Origin of the sequence: Streptomyces sp. NPDC096048, from assembly GCF_044763415.1 — a bacterium.
Taxonomy (GTDB): domain Bacteria; phylum Actinomycetota; class Actinomycetes; order Streptomycetales; family Streptomycetaceae; genus Streptomyces.
On sequence record NZ_JBIWGG010000003.1, the window covers coordinates 554539 to 570532 of the forward strand.

Below are 15994 nucleotides of genomic sequence, written 5' to 3' on the forward strand. Positions count from 1 at the left end.
ACGACCGTGCGACGCTTGCGGAACCGACTGGCGGGAGCACTGCTGTCCGTGCTCGCCCTGACCCTGACCGCGACCGGGTGCGGGGGCTCCTCGGAGGCGGCGTCCGACGCCGGGACCGGCTCGGGGGCCGCCGCGGCTAAGGACTCCGTCGCCGACCGGGTCGAGCCGCTCGCGCGGAGACCCGAGCCGAAGCTCCCGGTGACCGTCCGCTCGGCCGACGGCGAGCAGGTGACGGTGGAACGGGCTGAGCGCGTCGTGCCCCTCTCCGGCAGCCTCAGCGAGATCGTCTTCACGCTCGGGCTCGGCGACCGGGTCGTCGCCCGGGACGTCACCGCCACCTTCGAGCAGGCGGCGAAGCTCCCCGTGGTCACCCGGGGCCACGACGTCTCCGCCGAGAGCGTGCTGTCGCTCAGGCCGGACCTGGTGATCGCCGAGACCACCACCGGGCCGGAGGAGGCAGTGGACCAGATCCGCGCCGCCGGTGTGCCGGTGCTGTTCGTCGAGGCGGCCGGGGGCCTGGACGACGTGGGCCCGCGCATCCGGGCGGTCGCCGACGCGCTCGGCGTACCGGCGGCCGGGACGGAACTGACACAGCGCTCGGAGGACCGGATCACGGCGGTGCGCGAGGAGGTCGAGGACGTCTCCCACGGCGACCGGCCTCGCGTCGCCTTCCTGTACCTGCGCGGCTCGGCCTCCGTCTACCTCATCGGCGGCGCGGACTCCGGCGCCGGTTCGCTGATCGAGGCGGCCGGGGCGGTGGACGCCGGGGCCGCCTCGGGCCTGGAGAAGGACTTCACCGCCATCACCAGCGAGGCGCTCGTGAAGGCGGCGCCCGACGCGATCCTCGTGATGAGCAAGGGACTCGAATCGGTCGGCGGCGTCGACGGCCTGGTGAAGATCCCCGGTGTCGCCCAGACCCCGGCCGGCCTGGACCGCCGGATCGTCTCGGTCGAGGACGGCGTACTCCTCAACTACGGCCCGCGCACCGACCAGGTGCTGAAGTCGGTCGTGGCCCAGCTCTACGGCGAGGACGGCGCCCGATGACCGTACTGGACAAGCCGGTTCGCCCCGAGCGCCCCGAGGCCCCCGCCGAGCCGGCCCCGCCCCCGCGCCGCGGCCGGCGCACCGCCGCCTGGCTGCTGACCGCCGCCCTGGTCGCCGGTCTCGCGCTCCTGGTCCCGGTCGCGGCCGGCACCGGCGCCTACCCGGTCCCGGTCGGCGACGTGCTCGGCTCACTGCTGCACCGGAGCGGGCTCGGCGGTACGGAGCTGGACCGGGTGGCCGAGTCGGTGCTGTGGAACGTGCGGTTCCCGAGGATCGTGCTGGCGCTGCTCGTCGGCGCCTCGCTGGGCTGCGCGGGCGCGCTGATGCAGGGCGTCTTCGGCAATCCGCTCGCCGAGCCGGGGGTGATCGGCGTCTCCTCGGGCGCGGCGGTCGGCGCGGTCGCCGCCATCGCGTTCGGTCTGAACTTCCTCGGCAACTGGACGGTGTCCGTCCTCGCGTTCCTCTCCGGTCTGGTCACCGTCCTGGTGGTGTACGCGATGTCCCGCTCGGGCGGCCGTACGGAGGTCGTCACGCTGATCCTCACGGGCATCGCGGTGAACGCCTTCGCGGGTGCGCTGATCGGGCTGTTCCTGTTCTTCGCGGACACGGCGGCGGTCAACCAGATCGCCTTCTGGCAACTGGGCTCGCTCGCCCAGGCGACCTGGCCGAAGGTGCTCGCGGTACTGCCCTGCGCGGCGCTCGGACTCGGGCTCGCCCCGCTGTACGCCCGCCGCCTCGACCTGCTCGCGCTCGGTGAACGCCCGGCCCGGCACCTGGGTGTGGACGTGGAGCGGCTGCGGATCGTGCTGGTCCTGGTGATCGCGCTGCTGACCGCGGCGGCCGTGAGCGTGGCCGGGGTGATCGGCTTCGTCGGACTCGTCGTCCCGCACCTGCTGCGGATGGTGGCGGGGCCGGGACACCGGTTCCTGATCCCGGGCAGCGCGCTGCTCGGCGCGCTGGTGCTGCTCGCCGCCGACCTGGCGGCCCGCACGGTCGCCGAGCCCGCCGAGCTGCCGCTCGGGGTGCTGACGGCGCTGCTGGGCAGCCCGTTCTTCTTCTGGCTGCTGCGCCGCACCCGGCGCGGGCAAGGGGGTTGGGCATGAGAGGCACGACCACGAGGACCGCGCACGCCAGGGGGCTGCTGCGCCTCGTACCGTCCCGCCCGGTGCCGCCGCCCCCGGCCGCGCCCGGCGACGTCCTCGCCGAGGCGGAGGGCCTGCGCGTCCACCTCGGCGGGCGCCCGGTCCTCGACGGGCTGGCCGTCGCCGTCCGCGCGGGCGAGGTGCTCGCCCTGGTCGGCCCCAACGGGGCGGGCAAGTCCACCCTGTTGGGCGCGCTGGCCGCCGATGTCCCGGTCGCCGAGGGGGTCGTACGCGTCCACGGCCGCCCGGTGGCGGAGTGGTCCGCGCCGGAACTGGCGCTGCGCCGGGCCGTGCTGCCCCAGTCGGCGTCGCTGTCCTTCCCGTTCCCGGTGGAGGAGGTGGTCCGGATGGGCCGGGCACCCTGGGCGGGGAGCGTCCTGGCGGACGAGGACGACGCGGCCGTGGCCGAGGCGATGGCGCACGCGGAGGTGACCGGCTTCGCCGGGCGGCCGTTCTCCGCGCTCAGCGGCGGCGAGCGGGCCCGGGTGGCGCTCGCCCGCGTCCTCGCGCAGCGCGCTCCGCTGCTGCTGCTCGACGAGCCGACCGCGGCACTGGACCTGCGGCACCAGGAGCTGGTGCTGCGGCTGTGCCGGGAACGGGCGCGGGCCGGGGACGCGGTGGCCGTCGTACTGCACGACCTCTCGCTGGCGGCGGCGTACGCGGACCGGGTCGTGGTCCTGCGCGCGGGCCGGGTCGCGGCCGACGGGCCGCCGGCGGAGGTCCTCTCGGAGGGGCTGCTGTCCGAGGTCTACGACCAGCCGGTGGAGGTACTGCCGCACCCGCGCACGGGGGCGCCGCTGGTCGTCCCGAGGCGCGAGCCGTGAAGTGACGTGACGTGAGGTCACGGTGCGGCCGCGGCACCCGGTCCCGGCGCTCACGCGCTCCCTCGCCCCGGTAGGGTTCGCCTCCGGGAAGGGGAAGGTGAAGGAACCTGATGAGCAGGGATCGCGGCCCTCGTTGGCCCCGCAGGCTTGACCGGAGCACGTTGATAGCGGCCTCGGCGACCGCTTTGTCGTTGACGGCGAGCGGATGCGTGGTGGTGCACGGCGAGCGCGAGGTGCTCCCGTCGGCCACGCGGGCCGAGGCCGCGAAGGCGCTCCAGCGGTTCATCTCCGCCTACAACGCGGCCGACAAGGCCTACGACCCCTCCCTGGACGCCGATCACACCACCGGCGCCCTCGCCGCCATCGACTCGGCGCGGCTGGAGGCGGGCCGGGTCAACAACCCGGACGGCAACCCGTCGCACACTCCGCTAAAGCTGACGGACGCGAAGTTCACGATCCCGAAGAAGGCGGGCTGGCCGCGCTGGTTCGTCGCGGACACCGAGGCCAACAAGGGCGGCGAGGCCCGCTGGCTGCTGGTCTTCACCCGCCACGGCCTGGAGGAGCCCTGGCAGGCGGCCTACCTGACGCTGGTCGCGCCCGACAAGGTGCCCGAGTTCAAGACCGACCGGGACGGCTGGGCCGAGGCCGTCCCCGCGAACTCCACCGACCTGGCCGTTCCGCCGGCCGACCTGAGCAAGGACTACACGACGTATCTGGAGAACGGCGGGAAGACCTTCGCGGACGGCGCCCACACCAGTTCCTGGCGGAAGCTGCGCGAGAAGCGGTCGATCCGTCCGGGACTGGTCACGCAGTACATCGACGAGCCGCTGACGAACGGCGACTACGCGCCGCTGGCGCTGCGCACGGAGGACGGCGGGGCGCTGGTGTTCTTCACCACGCGGCACTTCGAGAAGCAGACCTCGGCGCAGGGCGCGGCAGTGCCGACGCCGAACAAGGACGTACTGGCGCTGACGGACGGCGAGATCAAGCAGTCGCTGACGATGGAGTTCGTCTCCAACGAGATCGCGCTCGACCCGGCGGGGAACGGGCAGGTGTCGGTCCTGGGTCGGGTCCAGGGTCTGACGTCGGCGAAGGGCGAGTAGCGGCGGGTGGCGCCGCGCTCGCTCAGCGGCGCAGGGGCCAGGCCGTGCCCGCCTGGTCGCTCTCCTCGCCGGCGTGCCGGGCGCAGGCGTCGGTGAGGATCTCCAGCAGCGTCAACGGGTCCGGCAGCGGGTGCTCCGGGCCGCGTACCCAGTGCACCGTCCGGTCCTCGCCGGGCAGGTGGGCGGGCGGTACGAGGACGTAGGAGCCGCGGCAGTGCCAGCGCAGGCCCGGATGCTCGTCCATCGTCTCGGGGTGGCAGTCCAGCTCGCAGGGCCACCACTCGTCCTCGGACTCGGGGGTGCCGCGGGTGAGGGTGAACAGCAGCATGCGGCCGTCGTCGCTCTCGGCGACCGGGCCGACCTCGATACCGGCGTCGAGCAGGCGCCCAAGTGCCTCGCGACCGGCCTGGAGGGGGACGTCGAGGACGTCGTGCACCATGCCGGTCGCGGTGATGAAGTTGGCCTCGGGCTGGTGGCGGGCCCAGCGCTCGATCTGCGCGCGGTCGGTGGTGGACTGCGTCTGCCAGGCGAACGACACCGGGTGCCGCGCGGGGGTGGGACAGCCGACGCGGTCGCACGAGCAGCGGTATCCGGCCGGGTGCGCGGCGGGCGCCAGGGGCAGTCCCGCACCGGCGGCGGCGAGCAGCAGGTCCTCCCGGCCACCGTCACCGGCGGCCTCCTTGGGGCGGCGTCCGCGCAGCCATTGGGAGAGTTTGCCCTGCAGACCGCTCCGACCGCCGAACTCCGCGCTCATCTATCCCCTCGCCTCGCCGTCGTGCGCACCAGCATGCCCTATGGTCGCACCATTCGGCGCTTCGGGGCCGGGAAGGGACAAACTTCCCTGGTCAGGCTACTTCGGTCGGGCTTTTTCGGGTCGGTCTTCCCGGGACGGGCTTTCCCGGTCGGGCTTTCCCGGTCAGCGCGGGGCGAGCCCGTGGAGCGCGTAGTCGACGAGCGTGTCGGTATAGGCGTGGGTGATGGGCCCGGTGTGCTGGAGCCAGCGCTGGGCGAGCGGGGAGACGAAGAGTTCCAGTCCGATGCGCGGGTCGATCTCCGGTCGCACCTGGCCGGCGTCCTGGGCGGCGCGGAGCCGGTCGGCGTGGAGCTGGAGGGACGGCTCCAGGAGCCTGGTGACGAACTCCCGGCCGAGCTGTTCGTTGACGACGCCCTCCGCGGCCAGGGCGCGGTAGGGGGCCTCGAACTTCGGATCGCGCAGTTCGTCGACGGTGGCGCGCAGCACGAGCTTGAGGTCGGCGGCGACGTCACCGGTGTCCGGGATGGCGTACGCCTCCTCGCCCGCGGCCTGCACGGCCCGCTCGCCCAGGTCGAGGAAGGCCTCCAGCAGGACGTCGGCCTTCGAGGCCCACCAGCGGTAGATCGTCTGCTTGCCGACGCCGGCCCGGGCGGCGATGCCCTCGATGGTGGTCTTGGGGTAGCCGACCTCCGCGACGAGGGCGAGAGCGGCGTCGTAGATGGCCTGACGGGACCGTTGGCTGCGACGGGTGGCGTCGGGGTGCGGCCTGTCCGGCGCGGGAGTCGGGACGTGGGCTGGTTTCTGAGCGGCCATGTGTCGAATTTACCAGGTTGACAAGACGGTACGTCTCGCCTGGCGGTGGGGCCTCGAAGGTCAACGGGAACTGCCGCGCAAGCCCCAGGAACGGCGGCGGGAGCAGCCGGCACGGGGAGGCGGATCCGCGAGCGACGAGACGTCGTGAGTGATAGCGGCGACCCTCTGTCCGGCGCCGGTCGGCGCGGGGCAGGCCGGCCGGGCGGGGAGTGCCGTCCTGTCCGCCCCGTCCGCGCCTCCTTCGGCCAACGGCCTTACCGGCCAGGTGCGTCGGCCGGGTCGGCCTCCGGCGGAGGCCAGGGATCCCCCCAGTCCGCGTCCCGGGCGGCCTTGTAGAGGTCTCCGTGGCGCTTGGTGACCGTCCGGCGGCGGAGCTGCTCGTCGGGCTCGCACAGGTCCAGCAGTACCTGCCCCTTGCGGATCTGCGGCCGCCGGACCACCCGGGAGGGGGCGGGGGCGACCGGGAGCCGGGTGGCGGCGACGTAGCTGAACTTCTCGTCCTCGTAGGCGAGGGAGCCGCCCTTGACCTGGCGGTGCAGGGAGGAACGGCTGACCCGCGCCGCGAAGTGGCACCAGTCCGTGCCGGGGACGATGGGGCAGGCGGCACTGTGCGGGCAGGGAGCGGCGACCTGGAAGCCGGCGGAGATCAGCCGGTCGCGGGCCTCGATGACACGGGCGTACCCGTCCGGGGTGCCGGCCTCCACGATCACGACGGCCCGCGCGGCGGAGGCGGCGGTGTCGACGAGGGCGGCGCGGTCCGCGGGGGTCAGCTCGTTGAGGACGTAGGAGACGGTGACGAGATCAGTGCTCTCGACGGTGAGCGCCGCTCCGATCCGAGAGCGCTGCCAACGTACGTCCCGCAGGGCCGGCTGGGCGGCGGCGATCTCCCGTCCGAGGGCCAGCGCGGGCTCGGCCCAGTCGAGCACGGTCACCGGACGGACGCCGCCCCAGGTGGCGCCGACGGCCCAGGTGGCCGCGCCGGTCCCGCCGCCGACGTCGACATGGCTCCCGGGCACCCAACCGGGCACGGCGTCCGCGAACGCCGCCAGCGCCGACCGCACCGCGGCGAAGGTCGCCGGCATGCGGTACGCGGCGTAGGCGACGACGTCCGCGCGGTCCCGCAGGATCGGGGCGTCGGTCGGGGTGGCCCCGCGATAGTTGGCGATCAGCCGCTCCACGGCCTGCGCGGCCTGCCGCGGCGGCAGCCCGTCGACCAGGTCGGCGAGGGCGGCGCGCAGGGTCTCGGCGGGGGTGGCGGGGTCGTTCACCCGGCGATTCTACGGGGCGGGCCGAGCGCCGCCGACGGTGCGCGTCACGCCGCCCCGCAGGCGTCGCACCCGCGCCCGCACCCCGCTCAAGTCTCCCGCACGGCCCGCGCCACCCGCGTCCCCAGCGCCGCCCGCGGTCCGTTGTCCGGCGCCCGGCGGCGCGGATGGACCGTGTTGGCGAGGAGGACCGCGAAGGTGTCCGTACCCCGGTCGAGGACCAGCATCGTGCCCGTGAACCCGGTGTGCCCGGCCGCCCCGCGGCCCGCCAGCTCGCCCATGAACCACGGCTGGTCCAGGACGAACCCGAGCCCCGGCTCGGTCAGGAGCAGCTCCACGAAATCGGGCCCGAGGATCCGCGCCGGCCCGTACGAGCCGCCCGCCAGCAGCGCACGGCAGAAGACCGCGAGATCCCGCCCCGTGGAGAACAGTCCCGCGTGACCGGCCACCCCGCCCAGCGCCCAGGCGTTCTCGTCGTGGACGACGCCCCGCAGCATCCCCCGGTCCGCCTTGGCCCACGGCCTGCGCTGGTCCTCCGTCGCCGCCGCGCCCGGGCACGGCCCGAAGTGCGTCGCCGTCATGCCCAGCGGCCGGGTGATCCCGTCGTGGACGAGGACGTCGAGGCCGCGGCCGGTGATGCGTTCCAGGACCTGCTGGAGGAGCAGCATGTTCAGGTCCGAGTAGCAGTACGTGCCGGGCACCCCCACCGGCGGCTCCGCGCGCAGCCGCCGCAGTCGTTCCTCGTCGTCGGCGCAGTCGTACAGCGGGAGTTCGGGCCGCAGCCCGGAGGTGTGGGTGAGCAGCTGCCGCACCGTGAGGCCGTGCGCGGCAGCGGCCCGGAAGTCCGGCAGATACGCCCCGACCCTGGCGTCGATGCCGAGCGTGCCCCGCTCGATCTGCTGCACGGCGGCGACCGCCGTGAACACCTTGGTGAGGGACGCCAGGTCGAAGGGCGTGCCGACGGTCATCGGCACCCGGGAGCGGGCGGGCAGTTCCACGCCCGTGTCGGTGCGCGGGTCGTAGGAGGCGTAACGCACGGCCCAGCCCGCCGCCTCCTCGACGGCGAGCACGGGTCCGCGGCCGACGGCCACCACGGCGCCCGCCGCCCAGGGACGCTCGCCGGTGGTGAGGCCGTGCACCTCCTCGACGACACGGCGGAGCTGCCCGGGGTCGAGTCCGGCCCGCTCCGGGGTGCCGCTGCGCAGTCTCGGAACGCTCAGCTGTCTGCTCCCTCGCCCGTCGTCCGTCCCGTGCCGGGACGGCACATCCCCACCAGGAAGCCGAGTGCCACCAGCGCCGCCGCCAGCTGGACCACGGCCATCGGCAGGGCGGTGTCCTCCCCCGCGATCCCGACGAGCGGGGAGGCGATGGCGCCGATGAGGAAGGAGGACGTGCCGAGCAGCGCGGAGGCGGAGCCGGCGGACTTCCTGACCCGCATCAGGGCGAGCGCCTGGGTGTTGGGCATGCTGATGCCCATCGCGGACATCAGGACGAACAGCGCGGCGGCGACCGGCACGAGGCCGACGTCACCGAAGACGCCGAGGGTCATCAGCAGCAGGGCGGTCGCGGCGGCGATGACGATGAGGAGGCCGAGGCCCAGCACCCGGTCCAGCCGGACCCGCCCGACCAGGACCTTGCCGTTGATCTGCCCGACGACGATCAGGCCGATCGAGTTGAGGCCGAACAGCAGGCTGAACGTCTGCGGGGAGGCGCCGTAGATCTCCTGGATGACGAACGGGGACGCCGAGACGTAGGCGAACAGCGCGGCGAAGGTGAAGCCGCCCGCGAGCATGTACCCGGTGAAGGCGCGGTCGGTGAGCAGCCCGCGCATCGCGCGCAGGGTGTCGCCGACCCCGCCCGCGTGCCGTTCCTCCTCCGGGAGGGTCTCGGGCAGTTTGGCCCACACGACGACGCCCAGCGCCACCCCGACCACGGTGAGCACGACGAACACGCCCCGCCAGTCCGTGATCCGCAGGATCTGCCCGCCGATGAGCGGCGCGACGATCGGCGCGACTCCGGAGATCAGCATGAGGGTGGAGAAGAAGCGGGCCATGGCCACGCCGTCGTACAGGTCCCGGACGACGGCACGGGCGATGACGATCGCGGCGGCGCCCGCGAGCCCCTGCGCCAGCCGGAAGGCGACGAGGAGTTCGACGGTGGGCGCGAACGCGCACAGGGCGGTGGCGACGACGTAGATCGCGAGACCGGCCAGGAGCGGGCGGCGGCGGCCCCACTTGTCGCTCATCGGTCCGACCACCAGCTGGCCGAGCGCCATGCCGGCCAGGCAGGCGGTGAGCGTGAGCTGGACGGTCGCGGCGGGCGCGTGGAGGGACCGGGTGACCTCCGGCAGCGCCGGGAGGTACATGTCCATCGCCAGCGGCGGCGTGGCGGTCAGGCAGCCGAGGATGAGTGTGACGAGCAGGCCGGTGCGGCGGGTGGCGCGCAGCGAGCGGGCGGCCGGTCCCGTTTCCGGTCCGGCCGCCTGCGCAGGCTTCGGGGTCTTCCGTGTGGTGTCCGGTGACGTGTGCGGTATGGACGGCCCGCGCTCGGGCATGTGCCCCTCCCTCTTCGACAGATCCGCCACCTATGCTCTCAGCTCGTACGGACTTGAACGAACAGACTCGAACAACCTGAGCGAGGGTGGGGCAGCGTGTCAGCGGTGACCGGGCAGAAGGTGCGCTGGGGGATTCTGGCGACCGGCGGGATGGCGGCGACGTTCACGGCGGATCTGGTCGATCTGCCGGACGCGGAGGTCGTGGCGGTGGCCTCGCGGACGGAGGCGTCGGCGAAGGCGTTCGCGGAGCGGTTCGGGATACCGCGGGCGTACGGCGACTGGGAGACGCTGGCGCGGGACGAGGAGGTCGACGTGGTGTACGTCGCCACTCCGCACTCGGCGCACCGGACGGCCGCCGGCCTGTGCCTGGAGGCGGGGCGGAACGTGCTGTGCGAGAAGCCGTTCACGCTGAACGCGCGCGAGGCGGCGGAGCTGGTCGCGCTCGCCCGGCAGGGCGGCAGCTTCCTGATGGAAGCGATGTGGATGTACTGCAACCCGCTGGTGCGGCGGTTGAAGTCGCTGGTCGACGAAGGCGCGATCGGTGAGGTCCGCAGCGTCCAGGCGGACTTCGGGCTGGCGGGTCCCTTCCCGCCCGCGCACCGTCTCCGCGACCCCGCGCAGGGCGGCGGCGCGCTGCTCGACCTGGGGGTGTACCCGGTGTCGTTCGCCCAGCTGCTGCTCGGTGAGCCGTCGGACATCGCGGCGCGAGCGGTGCTCTCCGACGAGGGCGTCGATCTCCAGACGGGTGCACTGCTCTCCTACGAGAGCGGCGCTCTCGCTTCGGTGCACTGCTCCATCACCGGCGGAACGCCCAACTCCGCCTCGGTCACCGGCTCCAAGGGCCGCATCGACGTTCCGTACGGCTTCTTCTTCCCGGACCATTTCGTCCTGCACCGGGACGGCCAGGACCCGCGGGAGTTCCGGGCCGACGCCGCCGACGGCCCCCGGGCCAGCCTCAAGCACGAGGCCCGGGAGGTGATGCGCGCCCTGCGCGCCGGTGAGACCGAGTCCCCGCTGGTCCCGCTCGACGGCACCCTGGCCGTGATGCGGACGCTCGACGCGATCCGGGACCGCGTCGGCGTCCGCTACCCCGGCGAGGAGAGCGACGAGCCGGCCGCCGACCGCGAGGTCACGCCGGCTTGAGCCCCTGCTCCCCCACCTCCGTCACGAAGGACCCGGCGGTCGTCAGCGGCGCGCCCTGCGTGGTCACGTGGGACACCGTCTTGAAGTCGGCGCGCGCCGACTTCCGGCCGAGTGACACCGTCGCGTAGCCGCGCCGCCCGTTGAAGAACTTCAGGTGCGGGTTGGCGGTCATGAGCGTGTCCCAGTTGGACGGCTTCTCCGAGCCGTCGCGACCGCTGGTGACGGAGGTGGTCACGATCTCCGTACCCACGGTCCGGGAGCCCGGGTCGGAGAAGTCGCGCTTGATGTCGAAGCCGTAGGAGACGTGCACGTCGCCGGTGAGGACCATGAGGTTCTCGATGCCGGCGGCCTGCGCGCCGGCCAGCACCCGCTCGCGGGAGGCCGGGTAGCCGTCCCAGGAGTCCATGGAGACCTTGGACGGCGTGGTGGTCATGTTGTACCGCTGCGAGAAGGTGACCTGCTGGGGCACCACGTTCCACAGGGCGTTCGACCGGTGCCAGCCGTTGATCAGCCAGCGTTCCTGGGCATCGCCGGTCAGCGTGCGGCTCGGGTCCTCGGACTCGGGGCCGGGGAACTGCCAGCCGTCGCCGTAGGCCTGGTCGGAGCGGTACTGGCGGGTGTCGAGCACGTCGAACTGGGCCAGCCGGCCCCAGTGCAGGCGGCGGTAGAGCTTCAGGTCGGCACCGTCGGGCAGCTGCGGGCGGCGCAGCGGCATGTTCTCCCAGTAGGCCCGGTAGGCGGCGGCCCGGCGGATGAGGAACTCCTCCGGCGGGACGCTGTTCTCCGGCGTCTCGTCGGCGTAGTTGTTCTCGGTCTCGTGGTCGTCCCAGGTGACGATGAACGGGTGCGCGGCGTGCGCGGCCCGCAGGTCGGGGTCCGACTTGTAGAGGGCGTACCGCAGGCGGTAGTCCTCCAGGGTCACCGTCTCGCGCTCGAACAGGGAGGGCAGGGTGCCGGCCGGGTAGGCGCGCCGGCCGGCGACGTCGTCGACGGCGTACTCGTAGAGGTAGTCGCCGAGGTGGAAGACGACGTCCACGTCCTCCTTGGCCAGGTGCTGGTACGCGGTGTAGTAGCCCTCGTCGTACTTCTGGCAGGAGACCACGCCGAAGGTGAGGTCGGAGACCCGGCTGTGCCGCGCGGGCGCGGTGCGGGTGCGGCCGGCCGGGCTGACCCAGCGGCCGGCGCGGAAGCGGTAGTAGTAGACGTGGCCGGGCGCGAGGTGGTCCACCTCGACGTGCACGGCGTGGTGGAACTCGGGGTGGGCGGTGGCCTTGCCCCGTCTGACGACGCGGCGGAACCGTGCGTCGAGGGCGAGTTCCCAGCCCACGTCGACGCGTTTGGCGGGCAGGCCGCTGTCCGCCTGGTACGGGGCGGGGGCCAGGCGCGTCCACAGCAGGACGGAGTCGGAGTGCGGGTCGCCGGAGGCGACGCCGAGCGTGAAGGGGTCGTCGGTGAGCTGTGCCGCGTCGAGTTCGGCGGCGCTCGCGGTGCCGGCGGCCGGCAGGTTCACGGAGAAGGCCAGCGCGGCGGCGGCGCCCGTGACGGTCAGGAAGCGACGGCGGCCCAGGTGACGGGCGGCGGCGCGGAGTTCGGGAGCGTGCGAGGGCTGGGACTGGGCCTGGTGGTTCGCGGGTGTCATCCGTTCCTCCCCATGCAGTGGTTGCATGGGGCATTCGAATGGCCGGGGAAGACCCTGGCTTGGCGCGGACATGGCGATCCCATGTCGGATGGATGAGTTCCGCATGATCCGCCACGCGTACGCTGCCGACTCATGAACAACGTGAGAACCGCTGACGAGGAAAACGCCGGCGCACCGAAAGCGGCCGTCGTCACGGGCGCCGGCTCCGGCATCGGCCGGGCCGTCGCCCTCGAACTGCTGGCGGCCGGCTGGTCGGTGACCCTCGCCGGCCGGCGCGTCGAGACCCTGGAGGAGACGGCGTCACAGGCCCCCGCGGGCGGTGGGACGGCACTCCCCGTCCGTGCCGACGTGTCACGCCCCGAGGACGTGGCGGCCCTGTTCGACGCCGTACGCGACCGCTTCGGACGGCTGGACCTGCTGTTCAACAACGCCGGGACGTTCGGTCCGGGCGGCGTACCGGTCGAGGAGCTGCCCTACGACGCGTGGCGGCACGTGGTGGACACCAACCTCAACGGGGCGTTCCTGTGCGCGCAGACGGCGTACCGGCAGATGAAGGAGCAGCGCCCGCAGGGCGGCCGGATCATCAACAACGGCTCGATCTCGGCCCACACGCCGCGCCCGCACTCGGTGGCGTACACGGCGACCAAGCACGCGCTGACGGGACTGACCAAGTCACTGTCGCTGGACGGCCGCCCCTACGGCATCGCGGTCGGCCAGATCGACATCGGCAACGCGGCGACCGACATGACGGCCGGCATGCGGACCGGCGCCCTCCAGGCCAACGGGGAGACGGCACCCGAGCCCGTGATGGACGTCGCCGACGTGGCGCGCACGGTGCGGCACATGGCGGAGCTGCCCTTGGAGGCGAACGTGCAGTTCGCGACGGTCATGGCGACGGCGATGCCGTACGTGGGACGCGGCTGAGGCCGGCGCGCCTCGCTTCACACAATCGGAATACAGGAGTCCGCGGTATTGCAGCCGGTGGCGGACATATGCTCAACTCTCCTTCACGAGAGCTTCGCGAGAGCTTCACACTTGGAGCGTCGGCCTTCCGTAGCGCCGAGGCTCATGGCGATCCGCAGGCCACACCGAGGGGGGAGGCGGCAGCCGTCCCGCCGCACCGGCTGGGGGTGGATCCCGCGTGGGACCGCGGGATACACACCGGTGCGCGGAACGGCTGCCGCGCAGATCACGCGAGTGCGCGCTACGCCTGCCCGGTCTCGAACCGCGCGATCCGGCCCTCCTCGTCCACGGTGAAGTCCCACCGCGTACGCATCTCGCCCCAGGTGTCGTTGCTGTAGCGGGCGATGAGGGCACGACCGCCGTTCGACTCGTTGTCGACCTCCATGTGGCCGTGGGAGGAGAAGATCTCCTGGTCGATCCACTGGCCGAGGTCCCGGTCGTCCCCGTCGTCGGCCATGGTGGCGTCCGGGGCGAGCAGCGCGAGGAAGGCCTCGCGGTCGTGGGCGTTGACGGCGGCGACGAAGGCGCGGACGGCCGGGTCGCTGAGTCGCGTGGTCTGAATCGTCATGGCGGCAGCGTCACACCGGCTCCGCGCCCCCGCCACCCGAACGGCGCCCGCGGCGGGCCCGTGCGGCGCGGGCGGGCGACGGTGGAGAGAGTGAGACCGCCACCGTCCGCGAGGGAGTCGACGTGAACTGTTCCGACCGGCGTGATCTCGGGCTGCTGCTGCTCCGCCTGGGCACGGGCGGCGTCCTGGCCGCGCACGGCGCGCAGAAGCTGCTCGGCTGGTTCGGCGGCGGCGGCATCGAGGGCACCGGCCAGGCCATGGAGGCCATGGGCTACGCGCCGGGCCGGGCCAGCGCCACCGCGGCCGGCCTCGCGGAGGCGGGCGGCGGAACACTGCTGGCGCTGGGCCTGGCCACTCCGGCCGCGGGCGCCGCGGCGGCCGGCGCGATGGTGGGCGCCGCGGCGGTGCACGCCCCGAACGGCTTCTTCGCCCAGGCCGGCGGCTACGAGTACGCGGTGTCCCTCTGCCTGACCGCCACCGGCCTCGCGGTCACGGGCCCCGGCCGGCTCTCGCTGGACCACGCGCTGGGCCACGCGGTCAACCGGAACTGGATGGTCCCGGCCGCCCTGGCGGCGACGGCCGCGGCCACGGCGGTCGTCGTGGGGGCGCGGAACAGGCGGGTACGGAAGGCGGCGGAGGGGGAGCAGGAACCCCTGTTCGACTGACGATCCGGTCCTGACCGGCCCGGCCCCCGTGGCAGGCTGCCCCGCATGAGCGACGACCACGGCGGCACGCCCCCCGACCTCTGGAACACCATCGACGACCTGTGGAAGTGGCTGGAGTCCGACCAGACCATCGACGGCAGGGAGGGCCTCCTGCTGCGCATGCTGAAGCTGTCCGAGGAGGTCGGCGAGGTGTCCGAGGCGGTGATCGGCGCGACCGGTCAGAACCCCCGCAAGGGCATCACCCACACGTGGGACGACGTCGAGGCGGAGCTGTGCGACGTCGTGATCACCGCGCTGGTGGTACTTCGGACGCTGACGCCCCGGGCGCGGGAGGTGTTCGCGCGGCATCTGGCGCGGGTGGCGAGGCGGTCGCTGCCGTCCGGACGGAGTCCGGCAGGTGGGTGCGGTACGTGAACCCGGTGCGTGAACCCGGTGCGTGAACCCGGTGCGTGAACCCGGTGCGTGAGGTGCCGGGCCCGGGAGCGTCCCGGGCCCGGGAGCGTCCCGGGCCCGGACACTTGCGGTGGTGCGGTTTCAGCCCGTGCTGCAGGAGACCGTCGGCCAGGTCCAGTTGCCGTTGGCCTGGATGGTGGCACCCCAGTTGCTGCCGCTGCCGTTCGACTTGGCGGTCAGCGTCTGGGCACTGGGATAACTCGCGTCGACGTTCCAGGTCGACAGGACCTTCGCCGGAGACGGCACGTTCATCGTCACGGTCCAGTCGCTCGCCCCGCTCACCGAGACGCCGAGGTTGTACCGGTCGCCCCACTTCTGCCCGGCGGACAGCGTCGCGGTGCACCCGCCGCCACCACCGCCGCCACCGCCACTCCCGTCGGGAGCGACGGCACGTCCGGTCTGCGGCGAGATCATGCCCGAGCACAGCCCCTTGCTCGCCAGCGTCCGCGCGATGCGGGGTACGGCCGCGAGGGTGTTGGCCGGCCAGTCGTGCATGAGGACGACCTGGCCGTCACCCAGCCGGGAGACGGCCTGCACGATCGCGTCGGTGCTGGCGTTGTTCCAGTCCTGCGAGTCGACGTCCCAGATCACCTCGGTCAGCCCGTACTTGGCCGCGACCGACCGAAGGGTCGCGTTGGTCTCGCCGTACGGCGGACGGAACAGCTTGGGCGTACCGCCACCGGCGCTCGCGATGGCCTGCTGGGTCCGGGAGATCTCCGAGTCCATCTGCGACTGACTCAGCTGCGTCATGTGCGGGTGGGTGTAGCTGTGGTTGGCCACCCACATGCCGGCGTCGACCTGGGCCCGGACGAGGGACGGGTTCTGGGCCGCGTACTGGCCCTGGTTGAACATGGTGGCCCGCAGCCCGTTCTGCTTGAGCGCGCTGAGCAGGGCCTGGGTGTTTCCGGAGGGGCCGTCGTCGAAGGTGAGTCCGACGTAGCCGTTGCAGGCGGCGGCCCCCGCCGGGGCGGCGTCGGCGGCGACGGTGCCCGCCGCGGCCAGCGCGGCGACGGCTACCCCGGTGACGAGGGAACGCGGTGACAGGCGTGGTCCGGTGCGCATAC

16 protein-coding genes and 1 pseudogene are annotated in these 15994 nt (G+C 73.3%); 9 read left to right on the forward strand and 8 right to left on the reverse strand.

The window, feature by feature from the left end; genetic code table 11:
• The first annotated feature begins 6 nt into the window (after positions 1 to 6).
• From ACIQ6R_RS10460 to ACIQ6R_RS10480, 5 genes and pseudogenes are all read left to right on the forward strand, one after another.
• A complete protein-coding gene (locus ACIQ6R_RS10460; RefSeq protein ID WP_404220143.1) occupies positions 7 to 1044 on the forward strand; it encodes a hemin ABC transporter substrate-binding protein in 1038 nt (345 codons plus the stop codon).
• Positions 1041 to 2147, forward strand: coding sequence for a FecCD family ABC transporter permease (locus ACIQ6R_RS10465; RefSeq protein ID WP_404220145.1), 1107 nt, complete (start codon positions 1041 to 1043; stop codon positions 2145 to 2147). Before ACIQ6R_RS10460 ends, ACIQ6R_RS10465 begins: the two co-directional genes overlap by 4 nt.
• The gene (locus ACIQ6R_RS10470; protein ID WP_404220147.1) at positions 2144 to 3010 is read left to right on the forward strand and encodes a heme ABC transporter ATP-binding protein; all 867 of its coding nucleotides are present in this window, start codon (positions 2144 to 2146) and stop codon (positions 3008 to 3010) included. The genes ACIQ6R_RS10465 and ACIQ6R_RS10470 overlap by 4 nt, the downstream gene beginning before the upstream one ends.
• 58 nt (positions 3011 to 3068) lie before the next feature.
• Positions 3069 to 3161, forward strand: a pseudogene (locus ACIQ6R_RS10475) (iron transporter); the annotation flags it as partial.
• Positions 3121 to 4113, forward strand: coding sequence for a hypothetical protein (locus tag ACIQ6R_RS10480; RefSeq protein WP_404220149.1), 993 nt, complete (start codon positions 3121 to 3123; stop codon positions 4111 to 4113). The pseudogene ACIQ6R_RS10475 and the gene ACIQ6R_RS10480, both read left to right, overlap by 41 nt.
• Before the next feature lie 22 nt (positions 4114 to 4135).
• Here the strand turns inward: ACIQ6R_RS10480 and ACIQ6R_RS10485 are convergent, their stop codons facing one another.
• From ACIQ6R_RS10485 to ACIQ6R_RS10505, 5 genes are all read right to left on the reverse strand, one after another.
• Positions 4136 to 4867 (reverse strand): bifunctional DNA primase/polymerase, encoded by a 732-nt coding sequence (locus ACIQ6R_RS10485; RefSeq protein WP_404174712.1) that lies wholly within the window; start codon positions 4865 to 4867, stop codon positions 4136 to 4138.
• Between the two features lie 162 nt (positions 4868 to 5029).
• Positions 5030 to 5680, reverse strand: coding sequence for a TetR/AcrR family transcriptional regulator (locus ACIQ6R_RS10490; RefSeq protein WP_404174715.1), 651 nt, complete (start codon positions 5678 to 5680; stop codon positions 5030 to 5032).
• A 254-nt stretch (positions 5681 to 5934) separates the two neighbouring features.
• Entirely contained in the window at positions 5935 to 6948 is a 1014-nt protein-coding gene (locus ACIQ6R_RS10495; protein ID WP_404220151.1) for a small ribosomal subunit Rsm22 family protein, read from the reverse strand.
• An 86-nt stretch (positions 6949 to 7034) separates the two neighbouring features.
• Positions 7035 to 8210: a serine hydrolase domain-containing protein gene (locus tag ACIQ6R_RS10500; protein ID WP_404220153.1), complete on the reverse strand. Its 1176-nt coding sequence runs from the start codon at positions 8208 to 8210 to the stop codon at positions 7035 to 7037.
• Positions 8162 to 9499: a multidrug effflux MFS transporter gene (locus tag ACIQ6R_RS10505; RefSeq protein WP_404220155.1), complete on the reverse strand. Its 1338-nt coding sequence runs from the start codon at positions 9497 to 9499 to the stop codon at positions 8162 to 8164. The genes ACIQ6R_RS10500 and ACIQ6R_RS10505 overlap by 49 nt, the downstream gene beginning before the upstream one ends.
• A gap of 105 nt (positions 9500 to 9604) precedes the next feature.
• Here ACIQ6R_RS10505 and ACIQ6R_RS10510 point away from each other — a divergent pair, with 105 nt between their 5' ends.
• Positions 9605 to 10642 (forward strand): Gfo/Idh/MocA family protein, encoded by a 1038-nt coding sequence (locus ACIQ6R_RS10510; RefSeq protein WP_404175210.1) that lies wholly within the window; start codon positions 9605 to 9607, stop codon positions 10640 to 10642.
• Here the strand turns inward: ACIQ6R_RS10510 and ACIQ6R_RS10515 are convergent.
• Positions 10629 to 12281, reverse strand: coding sequence for an alkaline phosphatase D family protein (locus ACIQ6R_RS10515; RefSeq protein WP_404220158.1), 1653 nt, complete (start codon positions 12279 to 12281; stop codon positions 10629 to 10631). The genes ACIQ6R_RS10510 and ACIQ6R_RS10515 overlap by 14 nt on opposite strands.
• A gap of 132 nt (positions 12282 to 12413) precedes the next feature.
• Here ACIQ6R_RS10515 and ACIQ6R_RS10520 point away from each other — a divergent pair, with 132 nt between their 5' ends.
• Positions 12414 to 13205 carry an SDR family oxidoreductase gene (locus tag ACIQ6R_RS10520; RefSeq protein WP_404220160.1) on the forward strand — a complete coding sequence of 264 codons (792 nt, stop codon included), beginning with the start codon at positions 12414 to 12416 and terminating at the stop codon, positions 13203 to 13205.
• Between the two features lie 280 nt (positions 13206 to 13485).
• On the opposite strand, the gene ACIQ6R_RS10525 is transcribed toward ACIQ6R_RS10520, so the two are convergent.
• Positions 13486 to 13812 (reverse strand): nuclear transport factor 2 family protein, encoded by a 327-nt coding sequence (locus ACIQ6R_RS10525; RefSeq protein WP_404220162.1) that lies wholly within the window; start codon positions 13810 to 13812, stop codon positions 13486 to 13488.
• 122 nt (positions 13813 to 13934) lie between these two features.
• Between ACIQ6R_RS10525 and ACIQ6R_RS10530 the strand changes: the two genes are divergently transcribed.
• The gene (locus ACIQ6R_RS10530) at positions 13935 to 14477 is read left to right on the forward strand and encodes a DoxX family protein (RefSeq protein WP_404174735.1); all 543 of its coding nucleotides are present in this window, start codon (positions 13935 to 13937) and stop codon (positions 14475 to 14477) included.
• A gap of 45 nt (positions 14478 to 14522) precedes the next feature.
• Positions 14523 to 14891: a MazG-like family protein gene (locus tag ACIQ6R_RS10535; protein ID WP_404174738.1), complete on the forward strand. Its 369-nt coding sequence runs from the start codon at positions 14523 to 14525 to the stop codon at positions 14889 to 14891.
• Between the two features lie 120 nt (positions 14892 to 15011).
• On the opposite strand, the gene ACIQ6R_RS10540 is transcribed toward ACIQ6R_RS10535, so the two are convergent.
• Entirely contained in the window at positions 15012 to 15992 is a 981-nt protein-coding gene (locus ACIQ6R_RS10540) for a polysaccharide deacetylase family protein (protein ID WP_404220164.1), read from the reverse strand.
• Positions 15993 to 15994: the final 2 nt, after the last annotated feature.

What these genes read in the sequence shown, in the direction of transcription:
- ACIQ6R_RS10485 (WP_404174712.1), bottom strand. Translation starts at nt 4,867, where the DNA reads ATGAGCGCGGAGTTCGGCGGTCGGAGCGGTCTGCAGGGCAAACTCTCC.
- ACIQ6R_RS10480 (WP_404220149.1), top strand. Translation starts at nt 3,121, where the DNA reads ATGAGCAGGGATCGCGGCCCTCGTTGGCCCCGCAGGCTTGACCGGAGC.
- ACIQ6R_RS10465 (WP_404220145.1), top strand. Translation starts at nt 1,041, where the DNA reads ATGACCGTACTGGACAAGCCGGTTCGCCCCGAGCGCCCCGAGGCCCCC.
- ACIQ6R_RS10525 (WP_404220162.1), bottom strand. Translation starts at nt 13,812, where the DNA reads ATGACGATTCAGACCACGCGACTCAGCGACCCGGCCGTCCGCGCCTTC.
- ACIQ6R_RS10470 (WP_404220147.1), top strand. Translation starts at nt 2,144, where the DNA reads ATGAGAGGCACGACCACGAGGACCGCGCACGCCAGGGGGCTGCTGCGC.
- ACIQ6R_RS10535 (WP_404174738.1), top strand. Translation starts at nt 14,523, where the DNA reads ATGAGCGACGACCACGGCGGCACGCCCCCCGACCTCTGGAACACCATC.
- ACIQ6R_RS10515 (WP_404220158.1), bottom strand. Translation starts at nt 12,281, where the DNA reads ATGACACCCGCGAACCACCAGGCCCAGTCCCAGCCCTCGCACGCTCCC.
- ACIQ6R_RS10505 (WP_404220155.1), bottom strand. Translation starts at nt 9,499, where the DNA reads ATGCCCGAGCGCGGGCCGTCCATACCGCACACGTCACCGGACACCACA.
- ACIQ6R_RS10520 (WP_404220160.1), top strand. Translation starts at nt 12,414, where the DNA reads ATGAACAACGTGAGAACCGCTGACGAGGAAAACGCCGGCGCACCGAAA.
- ACIQ6R_RS10490 (WP_404174715.1), bottom strand. Translation starts at nt 5,680, where the DNA reads ATGGCCGCTCAGAAACCAGCCCACGTCCCGACTCCCGCGCCGGACAGG.
- ACIQ6R_RS10540 (WP_404220164.1), bottom strand. Translation starts at nt 15,992, where the DNA reads ATGCGCACCGGACCACGCCTGTCACCGCGTTCCCTCGTCACCGGGGTA.